Consider the following 18166-nt stretch of genomic DNA (forward strand, 5'->3'; position numbering starts at 1 on the left):
TTGTAAAAGTGCATTTTGCGGGTTTGAAAAGTGATTTATAGTGCTTTAAGAGTTTAGATGTTAGATGTGCTGTGAGTATTAGATTTGTTTGATGTTTGATGTTTAGATATTTAGATGTTTGGCTGTTTTTGTGTTTGTTTGCACTGGTTAAATGTGTTCGCTCTTATGCATAATATAACTACGTTGATTTTGTAGGTTTTATGAACAAGAAAAGGATAGTTAAATGATTAGTCGTTTCTTTGCTTTTGTTCCAGGTGTTAAACATCTGGTTGCCTTAAGAGCGGCGTGTCTTGCTATATCTTCTCTTGCAAACATCGGTTTTGTGTATGTTTGTGTTGGTATTCTTTCGCCTATTTTGATTCCAGCAAAATATACTGGTAAATCTTTGCTTAGCTCCGTTGAGTTAACGTCTTATTTGATTTCGCTTGTTGGTATTTTGATTATAAAATACATTGCTTTCCATCAATCTTGTATTTTTTCTACCGAGATTGGCACTCGCGTAGCTATGAAGCTTCGACCGAAGATGTTGCGATCTATGATTTCGCTCAGTTCGGCTAACCGTAATGATTCTGTTGAATATTCTTCGATTTGCGTAAATGAAGATATTGCTTGGGTTCAGCGTTGGGCTGGTTTGCTTTTGCCGCAAATTTTTGCAGCTTTTCCTATGCCTTTTGCTGTTAGCATTGCGTTGTTCTCAATCAACACTTATCTAGCGAGTATTTGCCTCGTTGCGGCCGTTTTTTCTGCTTTAGCTCTTTGTACTGCGCTTTATAACGTTCGTGTTTTGTTGCGTTGTTTGTGCGCTTTTTTGGCGTATTTTATGGTTGCGGTTGCTGTTGTTTGCACGGTTTGGCTTCTTTCAGTTAGGTCTGTTGGTCTTCCTGCAGCAATGCTAACTTTGCCTCTGCTTATGTTAAGCGTGGATCCAATTCGCCGAGTTGCTAATTGCATGCATATTAAAAATCGTGCTGTTTTGGGGCTAAATAATATTGGCAATTTGTTCAAAAGTGTTGCTGCTAATGGTGGTTCTTCCAATAATTCATCTACTTTGGATTCCGAATATTCACAATCCGTGCTAGAAAAAATAGACAATAAGTCGTCTTTGAGTATTCCAGATGGCGCTAGCAACGTTTCTCTTCATGTTCGTTGTAATTTTGTTAAGAATAATCGTCCTTTGCGCGCATCTTTTAATGTTTCTAGTGGAAAACTGAATGTAATGCCAAGCGAGTATTACGATTTAGTTGCGAATAACGTTCTTAATGGCGTTACTTTTAGTTCTAAATCGAATGTTGCGCTATCTTACAGTGATAGTTACGCTTTGCCTGATTTGGGTGCGGATTCGCCATTTGTGGCATCTGATTTTGGCGATATTGTGGGAAATCCTTCTTATATAACTCTAAATAATGTAGATCCTGGTGCATTGGCGGATCTTGTAACGATTGTTCGCAAGAATAGTCACATGTTTTCTGCCACTTTGCGAGAAAACTTACTGATGGCGTCTAAAAATGCTACTACAACGTCTATGTGGCAGGCACTTGGAGCCGCTCGCGCGGATGGTGTTGTTTATGCAGATTACAACGGTTTAGACTTGCGCGTAGAAAATATTCATGCCGAAAATAAGCAAGACATTCTTAGGCGACTTGTTATGGCGCGCGCGCTGATTCGCCGCACACCTGTATACATTTTTGACTATTCTTCTAAAAACATTAGCGCTAAAGAAGCTAAAAACTTATGTGATATTTTGCGCAAAATTGCCAAAAAAGCAACTATTCTTGTGTTTCTTCCAAGCGATAGCTACGCCACTAGTGCAGACAATTTAGTTAAAGTTAGTGTGTTTAGTGATTCGCGTGCGCGAGCTGCATCTGTAGGCGCACTAAGTGGTGATTCAAATGGCGATTTGAGCGCGCACAATGACGATACAAGTGGCGATTTAAGTGGCGATGAGCGTGAAAATGAGCGTGAGAATATTGCGCATAATAGTGGCAAAAAATCAAAAGTGTCTTACTTAAAGAAAGCATTATTTGCCATTCTCAGTGCCTTCTCAACTGTAATAAACATTGTTTGTGCTTTGCTGATTCCTGTTTGCGCAATCGCAGCAATGTTTGCTATAGCAAGCAGGCCGCTTTTTGGCTTAGGTGTTAAAGACTACGTTCTTGTTGTAGTTGTTTGCGCATGCTTAAGATGCTTAACGCTTGTTGCGTCTTTTGCAGGACTAGACCTTCATCACGCTCACTTACACAAGGCAGGTCTTAGTATGAGCGTTGGAATGATTCTTTCGATTATTCCAGCAATCGTTTTGCTAAGCTATTTTAGTGTTCAAATCGCGATTTTTGCGTCTGTGATTTGTTTGCTAATCGTGTTTGTAATCCCAGGATTGTTTAGTTTGAGCCTTAAAAGCTTTATTAATAAAGTTCATCTAGATCAAAAAATGGTTGAACTAGAAGTAGACGATGTGGAACTTGGTTTGCAAGAAGTATTGGCATTCCGTCAAGGAGACTATTGCGTTAAGCGAGTTGTTGACTCAATGCGGAAGTTGGCTCAGCAACGCGTAAGATTATCGCGCAAAGTCGGCAGAATGCAAGCGATTCTTATGTCGGTTTCTCTTATTGGAATCGCAAACGCAATAATGCTTGTTTCTAGTACAATCCACCCACTTGTAACTAAGAATCCACAATGGAACGTTGTGCACGCAGTTATGGCAATCATTATTCTTATTAGCCTTATTCAGCAAGTGCTCAACATTGTTATACGTCGTATTCCTTGGGTTGTAGATATTAATCATGCTGCGCAATCGTAGTAACCGTAGCGGTCGTAGTAACCGTAGAGTAGGTGATGCGCGCTATAGCAACGCTCCAATCTCTAGGAGCGTAACGTCTTTTATATGGCTTATTGCGCTCGCGATTCTTGTAGGAATTGTTATTGGCTTAGTTTTGCCTAAAATCAACCAAGATGTTGGAAATATCACTGGAGAATACGTTGCCAGTGGAGATGCTGCAGAAAAGCTTAGCAAGTTAAAAGTAGATAAGTCGCATGCTTCTGGATATAACAGAAGCGTTTTTGGGTATAGAACAACAGACGATGATAAAAACGGTTGTGATGTTCGAGAAGACGTTCTTGCGCGTGATTTAACGCATGTTCGCTTTAAGTATGCGGGATCTTGCAAAGTGGCGTCTGGGCTTTTACACGACCCATATACAGGATTAGATATTAACTTTGTGCGAGGCAGAAAAACTAGCGCGCTTGTTCAAATTGATCACGTTGTGGCTCTAGAAAACGCTTGGCAGTCGGGTGCTTGGAAGTGGAATCGTGCTAAGCGACTTAAGTTTGGTAACGATATGCTAAACCTTCTTGCCGTGCAAGGAGCAGCAAATCAAGAAAAAGGCTCTGCTTCCGCAGCCTATTGGCTTCCATCTAATAAGTCTTTTAGATGCGGTTATGTAGCTAGGCAGATTGCTGTTAAGTATAAGTACGATCTTAGCGTTACAAGCGCCGAAAAGCAGAGTATGGCGTCTGTTTTGCACGGGTGTTCTGCGCAAGAGTTGCCTACAAAGTAGAGTGGCGCTGTGTTGTTGCGTTGTGGCGCTGTTGCGCTGTTGCGTTGTTGCGTTGTTGTGCTGTGCAAATAAAAAAGTGTGCAAACCAAAACTGATTTGCACACTTATTAATCAAAGTTAATATTAAAGGCTTAAAGCTATGTTAGGCTTTTAGGCTTTTAGGCTTTTAGGCTTCCCACTTAGTAGGCTCAATAACCTCTTTGCCGCCCATGTATGCTTGCATAGCTTTTGGAATGTCAATCGAACCATCTTCGTGCTGATGATTTTCCAAAATAGCAACAAGCCAGCGAGTAGTAGCCAAAGTGCCATTAAGCGTGCTAACTGGGCGAGTTCCGCCATCTTCTATGCGCTCGCGAACATTCAAGCGACGAGCCTGATACTCAGTGCAATTAGAAGTAGAAGTAAGCTCGCGGTAGCGACCCTGAGTTGGCACCCAAGCTTCGCAATCAAACTTGCGCGCAGCAGAAGAGCCAAGGTCGCCAGCAGCGGTATCGATAATGCGGTAAGGCACTTCCACCTTAGCGAGCATCTCTTGCTCCATTCCAAGCAACTTTTGATGTTCTGCGCGAGAATCTTCCTGCTTGCAATAAACAAACATTTCTACCTTATCGAATTGATGCACGCGAATAATGCCAGAAGTATCTTTTCCAGCAGCACCAGCTTCTCGGCGGTAGCAGCTCGACCAGCCACAGTAGCGCAAAGCGCCATTGCTTAAGTCAAGGATTTCATCCTCATGCATGCCAGCAAGAGCAACTTCGGATGTGCCAACTAGGTATTGATCATCTGGCTCGCGAAGGCGATAAATCTCGTCTGCGTGCGAATTCAAGAATCCAGTTCCTCGCATAACTTCTGGACGCACAAGTGTTGGCGTAATCGCAAGCGTAAAGCCGTGCTCTTCTGCTTGGTCTACAGCCATTGTAAGCATTGCGATTTGCAAGCGAGCTACAGCTCCGCGCAAGAAGTAGAAGCGAGAGCCTGCAACCTTAACGCCTCTGCGCATATCGATTCCAGCAACGCCAGTTCCAAGAGTCAAGTGGTCTTTTGGCTCAAAGCCTTCTGCTGCAAAGTCGCGAGGTGTGCCAACCTTCTTAACAACAACGTAGTCGTCTTCTCCGCCTTCTGGAGCTTCGTCTTCTACAATGTTAGAAAGCTTCCACATTGCTGTTGTGTAGTCGGCAGTAGCTTGCTCGGATTGAGCCTTAAACTGTGCAACTTTTTGCGCTAACTCTTTTGTTTGTGCAATAAGTTCGGCTTTTTGATCAGCGCTTGCGGCAGCTACCTTTTTGCCAATTGCTTTTTGATCGGCTCTAGCTGCCTCAAATGCCTTTAAGCTTGTGCGGCGCAAATCATCTGCGCGAAGCACTTCATCGACAAGTTCTACGGACTCGCCACGTTTGCGTTGCGACTCCTTAACTACGTCGGCATGTTCACGAATAAATTGGATATCAAGCATGTTTTCTAGCCTAGTGCCGTAAGGCGACAGATAATGCGTATGAGCATGGTGCGAATGGCATACGCAAATGAGCATGTGTACGTGTAAAATTTATTAAATATTGTTTTAAGGAGTAAAAATGGCACTTATTCACGCTACTCAAGAAGATTTTGAGAAGATTGCAAGCACCAACGAGGTAGTTGTTGTTGATTTTTGGGCCACTTGGTGCGGTCCTTGCCGTGCTTTTGGGCCGATTTTTGAGCAAGTAAGCGCAAAGTTTGAAGATGTTCCGTTTGTTAAAGTAGACATTGATCAGTCTCCAGATTTGGCGAGTGCAGCTGCGATTAAAGCGGTTCCAACAGTTATGGTTATTAAGCGCGGAGATGTTATTTATCGTCAAGCTGGCGCTTTGCTTCCAGCTGATTTAGAAGATTTAGTTAATCAAGCTAAGGCTTATGATCCTAGTAAATATGATGAAAATAATAAAGATAATGAAGGTGATTCTGTAAGCGAGTAAAGCGAATTTAAGGATTGCGGGGAATAGTCGCAAGCAACCGCTCATTTTATGTTTTGTAGCAAAGTAGCAAATCAAAGTAGACAATAGGCGATTCGCGAATAGCACACAAAACCTTGATTTTTAGGGCTTCTCTTTACGTAAGACTACAATTGTATATACTTTGTGCAAAAAGTCGTATGACTAAAAGTTATATAACGAAAAGTCGTATAACGTTTTAGGTTTACACTTTGCACTAACTTCTATCAAGGAGAGTTATGACAAGTCACAGAAAGAAAACTGTTACGCTTACTTCATTGAGCATGCGTCAATGGGCAAGAGTCGCAGTGATTTTTGTTAGTATTGTGGCTGTTGTAGTTCTTGGAATTGTTTCTCGAAACTTTTATTCTGGTTCCAAATCAAATTCCGCAAAGTCTTATGTAACCGCCTATTCGGCTACAGATAGCGAAAATCAGGTTTCTCGTGGTGTATACAGAAACTCGCTTAAACCATCTAAAAAGGGCGCAACTTCTTATATTACTGTAAATATAAATGGCCATCATCGCGCGGTTTTTGGAACAGATTTTACAAATGTTAAGTCCGTTTTAGAAGCGGGAGACATAACTTTGGATTCGCACGACGTTGTTACGCCGTCTCTTGATTCAAAGGTTAGCGAGTCTACAGTTATAACTATTAAGCGTGCGGGAGCAAAGTTAGAAACTTCCGACGAGCCTATTGCGTTTAATACGGTTAAAAAAGAGACATCTGCTCTTCCAAAAGGCACGGAAAAGGTTAAAGAGCAGGGCGCGCCTGGTGTTATGGAAACAAGCAAAATTGTTACGCGCGCAGGTAAGAAGATTTTGTCTTCCAACGTTTTTGTATCTTTTGTTAAGCAAGCTCCAAAAGATAGGGTTGTTCTTGTTGGAACTGGCGGCGCTAGTGTAGATTCTGATTTTGCTGCTTCGATTGGAACCACCGTTCCAGCAGGCGAGATGCAAGAGTGGGCTCATTCGTGGTTGCTTTCAAATGGGTACAACGAGGCTGATTTTACTGCTACCGTGTTTATTATTTCGCATGAATCTGGTTGGCGCGTAAACGCTATGAATCCTTCTGGCGCGTATGGTTTGCCTCAAGCTTTGCCTGGAAGAAAGATGTCTTCTATGGGAGCCGATTGGGCAACTAATTATCAAACTCAGCTTCGTTGGTTCTGGAATTATTGCAATGGTCGTTATGGCTCAATTCAAGGCGCCTACAGGCATTGGCTATCGCACAGAAGCTACTGATTTGACTTGTAATTATTTTTTCGAGAATCGTGGGTTATAGAGAATCGTGGGTTTTTGAGAATCGTGTGTTTGTAGCTTGTAGTTTGTAGCTTTGTAAACAACAAACTCACGGAGTAGACTTATAGGCTTGTTTTAAGGCGATTATTGTAGAGTCGAGTATGTTTCTTGGTTTTGCAATAATCGCTGATTATTTTATGCGTGTTTTGCAAATATGGAAGGAAGTTTAAGTGACAATATTGCCTAGAAAATCATGGTTTAATAAGAGTAGTGACTCTGTTAGCAAGTCTTATGTGCGCAAGCCTTTTGGGAATTTGAGTGAACTTAGCCATGCTCTTGTTGGTGAGCAAGCGTATAAGAACAATCGTCTTACGCGAGCAGCCTTGGTTTCTTTGGCAATTCTAACTTTTATAACTTTTATTGGTAATTTTGCGCAATTGCAACTTACGGCCGCGCTGCCAACGATTGTTCGCGAATTTAACATTAGTGTTACTACAGGTCAGTGGCTTACGTCTATTTTTCAGTTGATTATGGCCATTATGGTGCCGCTTACCGCGTTTTTAACTAGGCGATTTTCCACGCGTCAAATCGTTATATCGTCTATGATTCTTTTTACGCTTGGCTCGATTATGGCGTGGCTTAGCAATGATTTTATTATGGCGTTGGCTGGCCGCACTTTAGAGGCGATTGGTACTGGCGTTATGTGGCCCGTGTTGCAAATCACCGTGTTTTCTGTGTATCCAGTAACGCGGCGTGGAATGGCAATGGGCAGCGTTGGCATGGCTATGAGCATTGCGCCAGCAATCGGGCCAACTGTTGGAGGCATGCAAACTGATTTCAACGGGTGGCGTTCAATCTTTTTGTCACTTAGCATTATTGGCGTAATTTCTATTGTTCTTTCTGCGTTCTTCTTGCACAATTTTGGCGAGCAAGATCGCACTGCGAAAGCCGACTTTTTCTCCGTTGGTCTTTCGATTATTGGTTTCGGCGGCGTTATGTTTGGCTTTACAAACATTGAAGCGTACGGAATTTCTAGCGCGTTTTCTTGGGTGCCTATGATTGTTGGTGCGTGCGGTGTGGCGTGGTTTGTTGCTAGGCAGTTGCGCGCGCACGCGAGTGGTAAGCAACCACTACTTGGCATTAACGTTTTGAAAAATCGCTATTTTACAATTGGAACGGCTTGCGCATGCTTAACGTTCTTTGCGTTTAGCTCGATTATGGTTGTTATTCCGCTTTATATTCAGTCTGATCGCGGTTTTTCCGCCACTATGAGCGGCCTTGTGCTTTTGCCTGGCGCGTTTGGAATGGCCATTTCGCAATACTTTGGCGGGCGCATGCTGGATCGTTTTGGCGTGCGGCCAGTGGCAATGGCTGGCTCGTTGATTTTGCTTTTTGGCACAGTAATGATGAGCCTTATAGACATGCATACGTGGATTTGGTGGATTTCTATTTGGCAATTTACGCGTCAAATTGGTATGGGATTCTTGCTTATGCCTGTTACAACGTGGTCGTTAAACTGTTTGCAACAAAGCGAGCTTGGCGATGGGTCGGCTGTGACTAATACAATGCGCCAGCTTTGGGGTGCGATTGGCGCGCCTGTGCTTGTTGTAACAATGGCCACCTTTACGCAATGGCATCACGTGCTTACGGGTGTTGGAAGTGCGGATAATGTTGCGGCTAGTATTTTTGGCGTGCAATGGACTTTGCGAATTAGCGCGATTATTACGGCTATTATGGCGTTGATTGTTATTTTTGGCGTTAAGGGAGAAGGAGCAGGTTCTGCTCATCAGCTTGCACGCAGGGCGATTGACCGTATGCGCGTTTTGCACATTCCGCACGCATCGGAGCATAAAGACGTTATGCACGATCATACGCATCATCAATACTGATATCTCGCACAAATCTTTGCCAACCTTACTGTTGCGCGACTTCCTATTTGGTGTGTAGGAGGGCTGGGTGTTTCTTGTCTCACAACGCTCCGCCTCTTACGCGTTGTTTGTTGTTGCTGTTGTTCCGATTTGGCTTTGATTTTGTTTTTTATGTTGAAGTTTGTTTGTAGGCGTGAGCCATTGGATTATTTGGTATCGGCTGCCGCTCTTATACTGTTCGACCAAGAATCACCCAGCCCTCTTACGAGTCTGAACAATTGCGTATAGTCTAATAGCCTGAGATTCTCGATTTTTCTTGCTGCTTCAGCGAATCACCATTTCATGCTGAGGTTCGCTTCATCCGCTGCGAAAAATCTCGAATCTCTACCGTGTTTGGTAATGCGCGCATTTTGCGTAAGCATTTGTTCGTTTTGCCAGATTTTATGTGATTTTTGTTAAATACCTAACGTTTTGAGCCTAGAAACGCTCATTTGCGTTTGTTTTTTGCGTTTACTTGTGCGATAATGTTCACATGATTTCTTCACAGCGTCAACAATTGATTTTGAGCCGCCTTCGCACCAGGGGGGCCGTGCGTATTACCGCTCTTTCTAAGGAACTCGCCGTTTCTGCAATGACAATTCGCAGGGATATTGCGGAGCTTTCGGATCGCGGTCTTCTAAAACGCGTGCACGGTGGTGCTGTTACAACTAACACGCTTCTTTCAGAGCCGCTGTTTTCCGTAAAGTCGCAGATGGACATGGGTCTTAAGGATGCAATCGCTACTAAGGCTGTTGATTATGTTCAGCCAGGGGATGTGATTGCAATCGGCGGCGGCACAACCGCATACGTGTTTGCGCAGCATCTTCTTGAGTCTCGCAGAGCGTCTGGAATCACGATTTTAACAAATTCAATTCCAGTTGCGGAGCTTGTTCAAGCGCTTGAATCTAAAGATATTGAGGTTATTGTTACGGGCGGTGTGATTACGCGTTCCAACTCGTTGGTTGGGCCTATTGCCGATAAAGTTGTTTCGTCTTTGCGCGTAAACACTGTATTTTTGGGCACGCATTCCGTTAGTTTGCCTCGCGGGTTCCTTATGCCGAATTCGCTGGAAGCCGCTACGGATATGGCTTTGATGGATATTGCGGATCGCACGATTATATTAACGGATCATACTAAGTGGACTTGCACGTCGCTTTCGCTTTTTGCGCGATTTGACCAGGTTGACACTGTTATTACAGACGATTGCTTAGATGCGGATTCGCAGCTTCGCACTCGCGAGCTTGTTAAGAATCTAGTTCTTGCGCCAACAGTTACTGGTGAATAGCTTGCATAAGCTCGCGAGCGATATTTCCGCTTTTTGTTGCATGACACTCCGTGAATTGCTACAAAATGCGGAAGCTTGTAGTGCGCGACGACCTGCCTTTTCGCTTAAAGCGTAGCGCGAAAAGGTAATTCGGAGCGCTGAGCTTGCTCAGGTTGAAAGCACGGTGTGCTTTCAACGCAAGCGAAGACGTGAGCGCAGCTAATCTGCGCGAACGATTACTTTCCTTGTAGTGCGTTTGTACTGAATTTCGGTGTTTTTGATACAAACGCACTACATAAACACACAAAACTGTAGTGTGTTTGCATTTGATTTACTACATGACTTGCCTTTGCGCTTAGGTCGCGCTAACGTTTTCCGTGTTTTGTTGTTGATTTTGACGTTTTGAGCGACATTTTCGGGAAATATCGTTCGCGCGTTACAGCGCGCGAACGTCTTCGCCACGCAGAAGCAGTGCTTCTGCCTTAAGTGGCTCAGCGCTCCGAATTGCCTTTTCGCGCTACGCTCTAAGCGAAAAGGCAGGTCGTCGCGTGCGACACGCGCGAAAAGTCTTTCCTTAAAAAAACCTGGGAAAATTCTTCAAAAACCTTGAAATGCGTATTTTTACGGTTTACGCGTTGTTTATCTACAAATTTTACGGCGAGTGTGGCTTAATTGTGGATTAGTTTGTGTATAACATCATTTTTTTCGGTTTAGCATGTGTGGCTGGGGCTTGACTTTTTCAAACGGGGGGGGGGTATGTTAATAGCAAACATGGCCGCACCTAGTTTGGCCGTGTGCCACAGTCCGCTTTTGGATTGTGGAGCAAATTTTTCTATGCGCCCCTAACGCATAGGAGAAGAAGAAAGGAAATAAAATGATGAATAAGAAGGCTATCGCCGCTTTCGCTGCTGGCGCAACTTTGCTTGCTGGCTTCGCAATGGCAACCCCAGCATTCGCTGCTGAGACTCCTGCTCCTACTAAGGCTCAGCTTGTTCAGGCTGCTAAGGATGCTTGGACTAATTATGCTGCTGCTAAGGCTGTTTTTGATAAGATGACCAAGCCTGCGGATAAGGATAAGCCACAGAAGCCAGCTGGCATTGATGATTACATTAAGCAAGAGAATGGTGTTGACGTTCTTAACACCGAGAAAACGACTGGCGTTGATACTAAGTTGCTAGCTAAAGCTACAGAGTATGTAAATAACTTGGCTACTTACAATAAGAAGGTCAAGGATTACAACGATCAGGAGCAGAAGGTAAAGGATCTTTCTGCCGCATATCTTACTGCTAAGGCTGCTGCTGAAGGTCATGCTGATGACCCATCTGAGGATGATGCCAAGGATGCTGCTATTGCTGATGTTATGAATGCAAAGGGCACGCTTGATCGTTTCCGCGTGAAGAAGAACAAGCTTTATAGCGAGGTTAAGAAGAAGTATCGTGCTCTTAAGGATGCTGAAGCTAACGAAAAGAGCGCGCAGAAGGCGCTTGATGCTGCTAATGAAGAGCTCAAAGACTTTAACGATAGCGGTGTGGAAGATTCTGCTCGCCTTAACAAGCTTGAGTTGAAGGTCAGCCGCGCTGAGGCTAAGCATGATGCTGCTAAGAAGGCTCTTGGTAAGGCTTCGCATGATTATGACGAAGTTCATAATAAGTACACTTATGAAGTGTTGCCAGCTTTCAAAGCTGCTAAGAAGACGTATGATGATGCTTACGATGCAGCAATTCGTCTTGGTGTAGATCCAGCTAAGCTTCCATTAGTTTCTACTGCTGAAGACCCATTGGAGAATGATTTCCTTGGTGATCCAGGTACTGCTGCTGAAGTTTTGTCTGGTAAGACTCCTGCTCAGCCAGGTGCTAACGGTGCTGCTGCTGGTGCAAATGGTGCTGCTGGTAAGGCTGGCGCTAATGGCGCTGCTGCTGGTGCTAAGGCTGAGGTTGAGAACAAGAAGGACAGGGACAAGCGCGGTAACACCCACACTGGTACTGGTGTTGGCGTAACTTTGACCGCTTTGGCTGCCACTATGCTTGCTGGCATGGGTGCTGCTGTTCGCAAGGCTCGTCACTAAGCATTGCGCGCGCACTTATGCTAAGTGTGTGAGTGCGCGCTTGAAATAGGCTTGCGTTAGGCGGCGGCGCGTGTTTTGTGCTGCAGCTTGCACGCGGGGTTTAGAGTTTGCTCGGTTTGCCGAAATTTCCTTTTCTTACCGTGTAGGTTCTTTATTCTGCTTGCGGGTGCTTAATGCTTGTTGCTAGAGATGGTTTTCCGCTAGGGACGGGATTCTGTTCTTTAGTATTAAAGGCTTGTTAGGTTTCTAACAAGCCTTTTTGTTTTCCAGTCTAATGTAGTGTGTTTGCATCAAAAAACCGAAATTCAGCACAATCGCACTACAGTTTTGTGTAATGCATACTTTCTTTTTTGATTGTCATCCTTTACATCAACTGTTTTATTTTATTGATTAAGATTTGCGCAGCATTTTTATGTGCTATTTTTCCAGGGTGACTGCATGCGCCAAGATTATTATCGCTAGTATTTTGTAATTCAATATAAAATATTTTCTTGTCGCTCGTTTTATTGCAGAAATCATTAATGGATTGTTCAATAAGATTCTCCAGCCTATTTCCAAGCATCCCATAGCACCAAATTATGGTTGAGTCTGGGTTAATCTTTCTAACTGTTTCTAATAGGTTATTTACGCCGTTTTTAACTATCTTTGCAGACTCATTATCTAAGAAGTCATTTTCACTTGAGTTTAGAGCATTTTTATCTAAACTTAACTTGAATTTTTTATGCGTTTTCGGGTCTTCCCACTCGTTTGCAAGGCAAGCTGTGGCGTCGTTTGTTCCAAGATTTATAACAATAAAATCAGTGTTGATTACTGGTTTATAGCTATCGTTGCAACCAAATTCAATGTTTCTCCCTTGAGCAGGTTTACAAATTTTTGAGTATATATTTGTTAATGTGCAATTAGGATTATTTTCGCAGTTGCAAACTATTCCCCAGCCTGCTTGAGATATTACGCTAAAATCTGCATTTAAGGCGTCTGACACTATTCTAGGGTATCCATTCCAAGCGCTAAAAATGGCAGAGCAATATTTCTGTATACTCGCATTCGCGCATGCTCCTTCTGCGCTTGTTATACTGTCTCCTATAAATTCAAGAGTTAAAGATGGTTTTTCTGGATTCCTAAAAGTTCCATCATATATGACTTTTTCTATAACAAAAGTTTGGGTTGGGTCTTCGTGCATAAACTGTGTTTCTTTTAGCAAACGTATTTTATGATATTTGTTATCATCTAAATCATTAGACAATTGGATTAAGTTAATGCCATTGTTAAGTGCTTGTTTGCTTATTTGGCATCCATCTATGTCTACGCTTACCCAAGGTTCATATTGTGTGTAAGATGACTCAATTACAAGTTTTAGTGAGTTTCCTGAATACAAAAATTCAACGCCGCTTCCAGTCCAATAAGTTGAATAGTATTTTTTGTTTCCACAAGGATTTTTTACATTATTATATCTTCCTAAAACTCTATGTTTTACATCGAATATGTTAGATATTTTTAATCCAGAGTCTAGAATTGCTTGTTCGTTGATTGAGCAGTTTGTGTTATTCATAAAAGCCTTCATCTTGTATTTATAATTTTCGTAAAATAGTCATCGGATAATAAACAGTAATAAAAAGTAATATATTTAATTGGAATTTTTTAACAGCCAATCTATGTGCCAATCAAAAACTTGTCGAATCCTGTACAAGTCTGCAGATTTTCCTATAGAATTCCACCTATTTGCATATTGAACAAACCAATTGTTTATAGTCTGTACAAAGTAAGCTACTTGGTCTTTGCTTATTTTATTGCTGCTATTTGAATATTCTGCGCTTGCGTTAAGAATATACAATCCAAGGCTATTAAGTATTTGCTGGCCTTGAATACTTAAAATTGTTGTGTTTATAAAGTCTTTATTTATTCTTTCTTTGAGTGTGTAGCATTTGTAGCAAGAGTACGTTTTATAAAGATCATTTATGCATTTGTACAATGTGTTGTTGTATTTTTCTGCATTTAATATTTGTTGATTTCTATCAGTCAAAAACTGTTTTCTTGCTTCTTTTAGAGATATGTCTTTTTTGAATCCTAATAAGAATAAAACATCTTTGTTTGAATCGCCATTATCATCAAGCTCTTTAAATTGCACCGCGTCTGACCAGCTAAATGCTTGTGAGTGTGATGCTTCTTGAAGAATATTGCATAATTGAGGGCAAACATTATCGGTAAGAATATTGCTTATATCTTTTAATAAGGTATTTAGCGAATTGATATCTGTAAAATCGTGTTCTACATTGTTTTTACTTATCTTGCTAGATCCCCATGAGTATTGAGCAGTCATAATCAAATAAGGCAAAGAGAGAATTGGGTCATTTATATGACCATAATCTCCCCAGTCTGTGAGTAATAATCCATAAGCGTTATTTTTGTGAGCATATTTACACATTTTAGATATGTTGCTAATTGCACAATCAAAATCTGGTATTAGCCTATTCCATGTTTGTGTTCCAGGGCATACGTATTGCTGTGCGTTTTGATTATGTATTAATTTAACACTATCTTCTGTAACGTTTGCTGCATAATTCCAGTTTGCAAAAATAACATTTTTTGGAATGGCGCATAACATATTTGGATGTTTTAATGCAATATCTGCATACATTATTGGCTGTGATCCTATTTCTTGTAACGTATTGCATAATTTTTGAACGTAAGATGAATATAGGTTTGCTACGCCATCTTTTTGCGCAATTTCTTTGCTTTCTCCGCAGCCAAGATCAAAGGTTTCATCTGCACCAATGTTGAATTTATTTGATCTAAATAATGCTGCATAATCTTTAATTCTTTTACTTATGAATGGTATTGTTTGTGGGTTTGCAGGATTAAATGTGTGATGCAGCATTCTTTCTACAAAGCTAAACGGCCTTTGTGATTGGCTAGGGAATTCGCCAAGATTTTTATAAGACGGACTTCTTAAAACTTCGTACATATGACCAAAAGTTGCCATAGTAGGAACAAGCTCAATTCCTCGGTTGTAGCAATATTCGTCTAGTTCAATAATTTCACTGCATGTAAGTGGAGTATGTTTAATCCACGATTCAATAGTATTTTCTAAATCAATAGTATGCTCAACATAAAGCTGTAGTTGGTTATATTTGTATAAGCACAATTGATCTACCAAAATCTTTAGCCAAGAAAGCTTAGGTATTCTACCTCTTGAAACGTCGTAAGAGTATGCTCTGACTGGTATTTTTGGAAAGTCTTCAATTTCTATTAAAGGCATACTTGTTCCAAATTGTTTAATTAACTGTCTTATAGTTTGTATTGCAAAACAAATACTCTGAATGTCTTTAGCTTCTACAGTGATTATTGCACGATTTATTCTTGGTTTATTATTTGCTAATGACGTATAAATTTTATATTCTTGTGCGCAAAGATCCTTGTTTATTGATACATTTATGGCGCTTTTATAGCCATCCCCGTAGCTAACATTCCAATCAAAATTAAATTGATTTTTTAAGTCTACGCATAACTGTTTTCCAGCAGTAGTAATTCTTGTATCTGGTTTAATATTTTTGAAACTAATATAGCTTGACTCTGGAAGAGTTATGGAGTCATTTCCTGTAATTTTTAATTTTTGTGGATAAGGCACAAGTATGATTGTTGATTCTTTTATATCCATGATTAATGCTTCTTTGCTATTTTTGTTTAAGTTTTATCTTTTAATACATACAATATGATTAAAGATTTTTATTGGTGAATATTGGTATATTTTCGTATATTAAAGATGCATAATTCTGTTTTGAATAACAGAAATGCATTCTCCAATAAGAGTTATGTCGTTATTACACGTACAGCGTCTTACTGTGCACGAATGTTTTGGATTATAAGGGCCGTACTCTTGTATGGCTTCTTCCGTGGCGCTTATAAAGACTTTGTTTACAATGTCGGATGGTCCATAAATAACAACATCTGTTAAGTCTAAAAGATTAATAGTTGTTGTAAGAGCTTTTCCTAAATAATGTCCAGCTTCTGTTAGTATGTCTATTCTTGCTTGATTAGATGTGAACATTTTTTTATGCAATATTTCTGCAGATATATATGTTTCTAAACATCCCTTTTTTCCACATGTGCAAGTTGGACCATTAGGGTCAATGGTTATATGACCGATTTCTCCTGCGGAATTGTTTATGCCAGTAATTATTGCGTCATTTATTAATATAGATGCTCCAACGCCTAGTGATAATTGTATAAATATAGTGTTTGATACTCCGTTGCCGAAAAATCTTTCTGCTAGAAGTGCGCTATTTGTATCGTGGTCAATAATAATAGGGCAGTCAAAATATTTGTTTAATTCTTCTTTAAGATTTATATTTTCCCACTTAAGATTTAATGAACGTATAACTTTCCCGTTGTTGTCTACAATTCCAGGAACAGCAATGCCTATTCCCAATATATTATTGTTCGATTGCTTTATAAGAGTTTTGCATAATTCAACTATTTTGTCTGCGCTAACATCTGTGTTTTTGTATAGTGATATTTCTGATCGTTTTAATATATCTCCGCATAGGTTGAGGATTGCGCCTTGTATTAAGCATGGTTGAGAAATGTCAATAGCTATAATATTCCAATAAGTTGCATCAACTTCTAGTAATGTTCCTCTTTTACCACGTTCTATTTTTGATTCATGCCCACTTTCTATAAGCATGTGGTCATCTAGCATTTCAGATACAACGGTAGAGATTGATGCTTTTGAAAGTTCGGTCTTTCTTACAAGCATTGCTCTAGAGAGTATTTGCTTTGGGAATAAATAATTGAATACTAACATTCTATTATTTATTCTTGCGTCTGCGGGTATTGTTTTTTGAGAAACCGTCATCAGCTGATTTATCATCGACTGGGGTATTTGGGTATCTTCCATATTGCATCCCATCTTCAAGCCCTTTTATTTTTATATGTTACATATTATCAGATAAATATATAGTTTGGAACATATACTAAAAGATGTTTTTAGAAATTATTTTTTTGAATTTACGTTTTTTGTATTAATAAGTTATATTGCGAAACGCCTTTATTTTCAATGTTTTTTGATAAATATTATAAACGGTATTGCTTTTTTATTTTTTAGTGCAATAATTGTACTTAATCCAATAAATATGGACTTTACTTCAAGGTAGAGGTAATTGTAAGGAGTTTATTATGGCACTTGATTCGCCAATACGTATAGGTGTAGATGTTGGTGGCACAAAGGTGCTGTGTGCAGCTTTCGACACGCACAATAAGCCTATTGCGTATTCTCAAGTGTCTACTCATCAAGGAGAAAAAGAAATCGTTGATGAGGTGTGTAATCTCATATCAAAAGTGATTAAGCAAGTTAACAATATATATGGAAAGGAAGTTGATTTAAGTATCGGTATTGGAGTACCTGGATTAGTGAATCAAAACACTGGTTGCGTATGTGAATCGGTGAATTTGGGATCGCATAATCTAGATTTCAAATCTGAAATCTTAAATAGATTTGGAATAAATGCCTACATTGATAACGATGTTAATGCTGCAGCCTTTGGTGCATACCATTATTATGGAGCAAATTCAAGCAGCTTAGTGTTCTTGAATTTAGGCACTGGTGTTTCGGCAGGAGTAGTTATTAATGGGTTGCTTTTCCACGGTTCAACTGGGATTGCAGGAGAGATAGGGCACATAGTTGCAGACAAAGATGGTGCAATGTGCCCATGCGGTCAGCGTGGGTGTGTAGAAACAATAATATCTGGAAGTGCTTTAGCGCAAATGTGGCCTACCAAAAATGGATATCCTATTGCATCGTTACTAAGAGAAGTCTCCAATAAAAATGAAAAGGCTGAAAAAGTCTGGAATAAATTCATATTCACGCTTGTAAGCACAATACAAATGCTCACAGTAACTTTTGACCCAAAAATTATTGTTATCGGCGGTGGCATAAGCAAGATAGGAACAATTTTATTAAAGGATATACAAAAAGTTATTGGTGAACTTGAGACAAAATCGCCATTTTTGTCCTCATTAAATATATCTAATCGTCTAGTGATTGCAGATCAAGAGGTGTTTTTTGGTGCGTTAGGAGCAGCTCTTATCGGCAATCACAATGACGATATAAAAAAGGAGGGAAATAATTAATTACATACATTTTCCAACTAGATATTGCTAATACGTAACTGTTAA

At 40.5% G+C, this 18166-nt stretch carries 12 protein-coding genes; 8 read left to right on the top strand and 4 right to left on the bottom strand.

The annotated features are described in order from the left end of the window. Window positions 1–223: 223 nt before the first annotated feature. Both HXT30_RS01005 and HXT30_RS01010 read left to right on the top strand, forming a co-directional pair. The gene (locus tag HXT30_RS01005; protein WP_422111617.1) at window positions 224–2797 is read left to right on the top strand and encodes an ABC transporter ATP-binding protein; all 2574 of its coding nucleotides are present in this window, start codon (window positions 224–226) and stop codon (window positions 2795–2797) included. Continuing rightward, window positions 2781–3554 carry an HNH endonuclease family protein gene (locus tag HXT30_RS01010; RefSeq protein WP_116438229.1) on the top strand — a complete coding sequence of 258 codons (774 nt, stop codon included), beginning with the start codon at window positions 2781–2783 and terminating at the stop codon, window positions 3552–3554. The genes HXT30_RS01005 and HXT30_RS01010 overlap by 17 nt, the downstream gene beginning before the upstream one ends. Window positions 3555–3720: 166 nt before the next feature. On the opposite strand, the gene serS is transcribed toward HXT30_RS01010, so the two are convergent. Then, a complete protein-coding gene (gene serS, locus HXT30_RS01015) occupies window positions 3721–5007 on the bottom strand; it encodes a serine--tRNA ligase (protein WP_004131752.1) in 1287 nt (428 codons plus the stop codon). A gap of 118 nt (window positions 5008–5125) precedes the next feature. Between serS and trxA the strand changes: the two genes are divergently transcribed. The 5 genes from trxA (at window position 5126) to HXT30_RS01040 (ending at window position 11995) form a co-directional block, all read left to right on the top strand. Then, the gene (gene trxA, locus HXT30_RS01020; protein WP_415701615.1) at window positions 5126–5503 is read left to right on the top strand and encodes a thioredoxin; all 378 of its coding nucleotides are present in this window, start codon (window positions 5126–5128) and stop codon (window positions 5501–5503) included. A 254-nt stretch (window positions 5504–5757) separates the two neighbouring features. Next, entirely contained in the window at window positions 5758–6762 is a 1005-nt protein-coding gene (locus tag HXT30_RS01025; RefSeq protein ID WP_415701616.1) for a G5 domain-containing protein, read from the top strand. Window positions 6763–6989: 227 nt separating this feature from the next. Further along, a complete protein-coding gene (locus tag HXT30_RS01030) occupies window positions 6990–8648 on the top strand; it encodes an MDR family MFS transporter (RefSeq protein WP_415701618.1) in 1659 nt (552 codons plus the stop codon). A gap of 511 nt (window positions 8649–9159) precedes the next feature. Beyond that, window positions 9160–9951 carry a DeoR/GlpR family DNA-binding transcription regulator gene (locus HXT30_RS01035; protein WP_016636371.1) on the top strand — a complete coding sequence of 264 codons (792 nt, stop codon included), beginning with the start codon at window positions 9160–9162 and terminating at the stop codon, window positions 9949–9951. A gap of 853 nt (window positions 9952–10804) precedes the next feature. Continuing rightward, window positions 10805–11995 carry a hypothetical protein gene (locus HXT30_RS01040; RefSeq protein WP_422111618.1) on the top strand — a complete coding sequence of 397 codons (1191 nt, stop codon included), beginning with the start codon at window positions 10805–10807 and terminating at the stop codon, window positions 11993–11995. Window positions 11996–12359: 364 nt separating this feature from the next. On the opposite strand, the gene HXT30_RS01045 is transcribed toward HXT30_RS01040, so the two are convergent. The 3 genes from HXT30_RS01045 to HXT30_RS01055 form a co-directional block, all read right to left on the bottom strand. Beyond that, window positions 12360–13544: a GDSL family lipase gene (locus tag HXT30_RS01045; RefSeq protein ID WP_422111619.1), complete on the bottom strand. Its 1185-nt coding sequence runs from the start codon at window positions 13542–13544 to the stop codon at window positions 12360–12362. Between the two features lie 75 nt (window positions 13545–13619). Continuing rightward, window positions 13620–15650 (bottom strand): family 20 glycosylhydrolase, encoded by a 2031-nt coding sequence (locus HXT30_RS01050; protein WP_422111620.1) that lies wholly within the window; start codon window positions 15648–15650, stop codon window positions 13620–13622. 99 nt (window positions 15651–15749) lie between these two features. Continuing rightward, the gene (locus HXT30_RS01055; RefSeq protein WP_016635536.1) at window positions 15750–16889 is read right to left on the bottom strand and encodes an ROK family protein; all 1140 of its coding nucleotides are present in this window, start codon (window positions 16887–16889) and stop codon (window positions 15750–15752) included. Window positions 16890–17167: 278 nt separating this feature from the next. Here HXT30_RS01055 and HXT30_RS01060 point away from each other — a divergent pair, with 278 nt between their 5' ends. Continuing rightward, window positions 17168–18121: an ROK family protein gene (locus tag HXT30_RS01060; RefSeq protein WP_422111621.1), complete on the top strand. Its 954-nt coding sequence runs from the start codon at window positions 17168–17170 to the stop codon at window positions 18119–18121. Window positions 18122–18166: the final 45 nt, after the last annotated feature.

The sequence above is a fragment of the Gardnerella sp. DNF00571G genome (assembly GCF_049262695.1).
In the GTDB taxonomy this organism is placed as follows: Bacteria; Actinomycetota; Actinomycetes; order Actinomycetales; family Bifidobacteriaceae; genus Bifidobacterium; species Bifidobacterium piotii.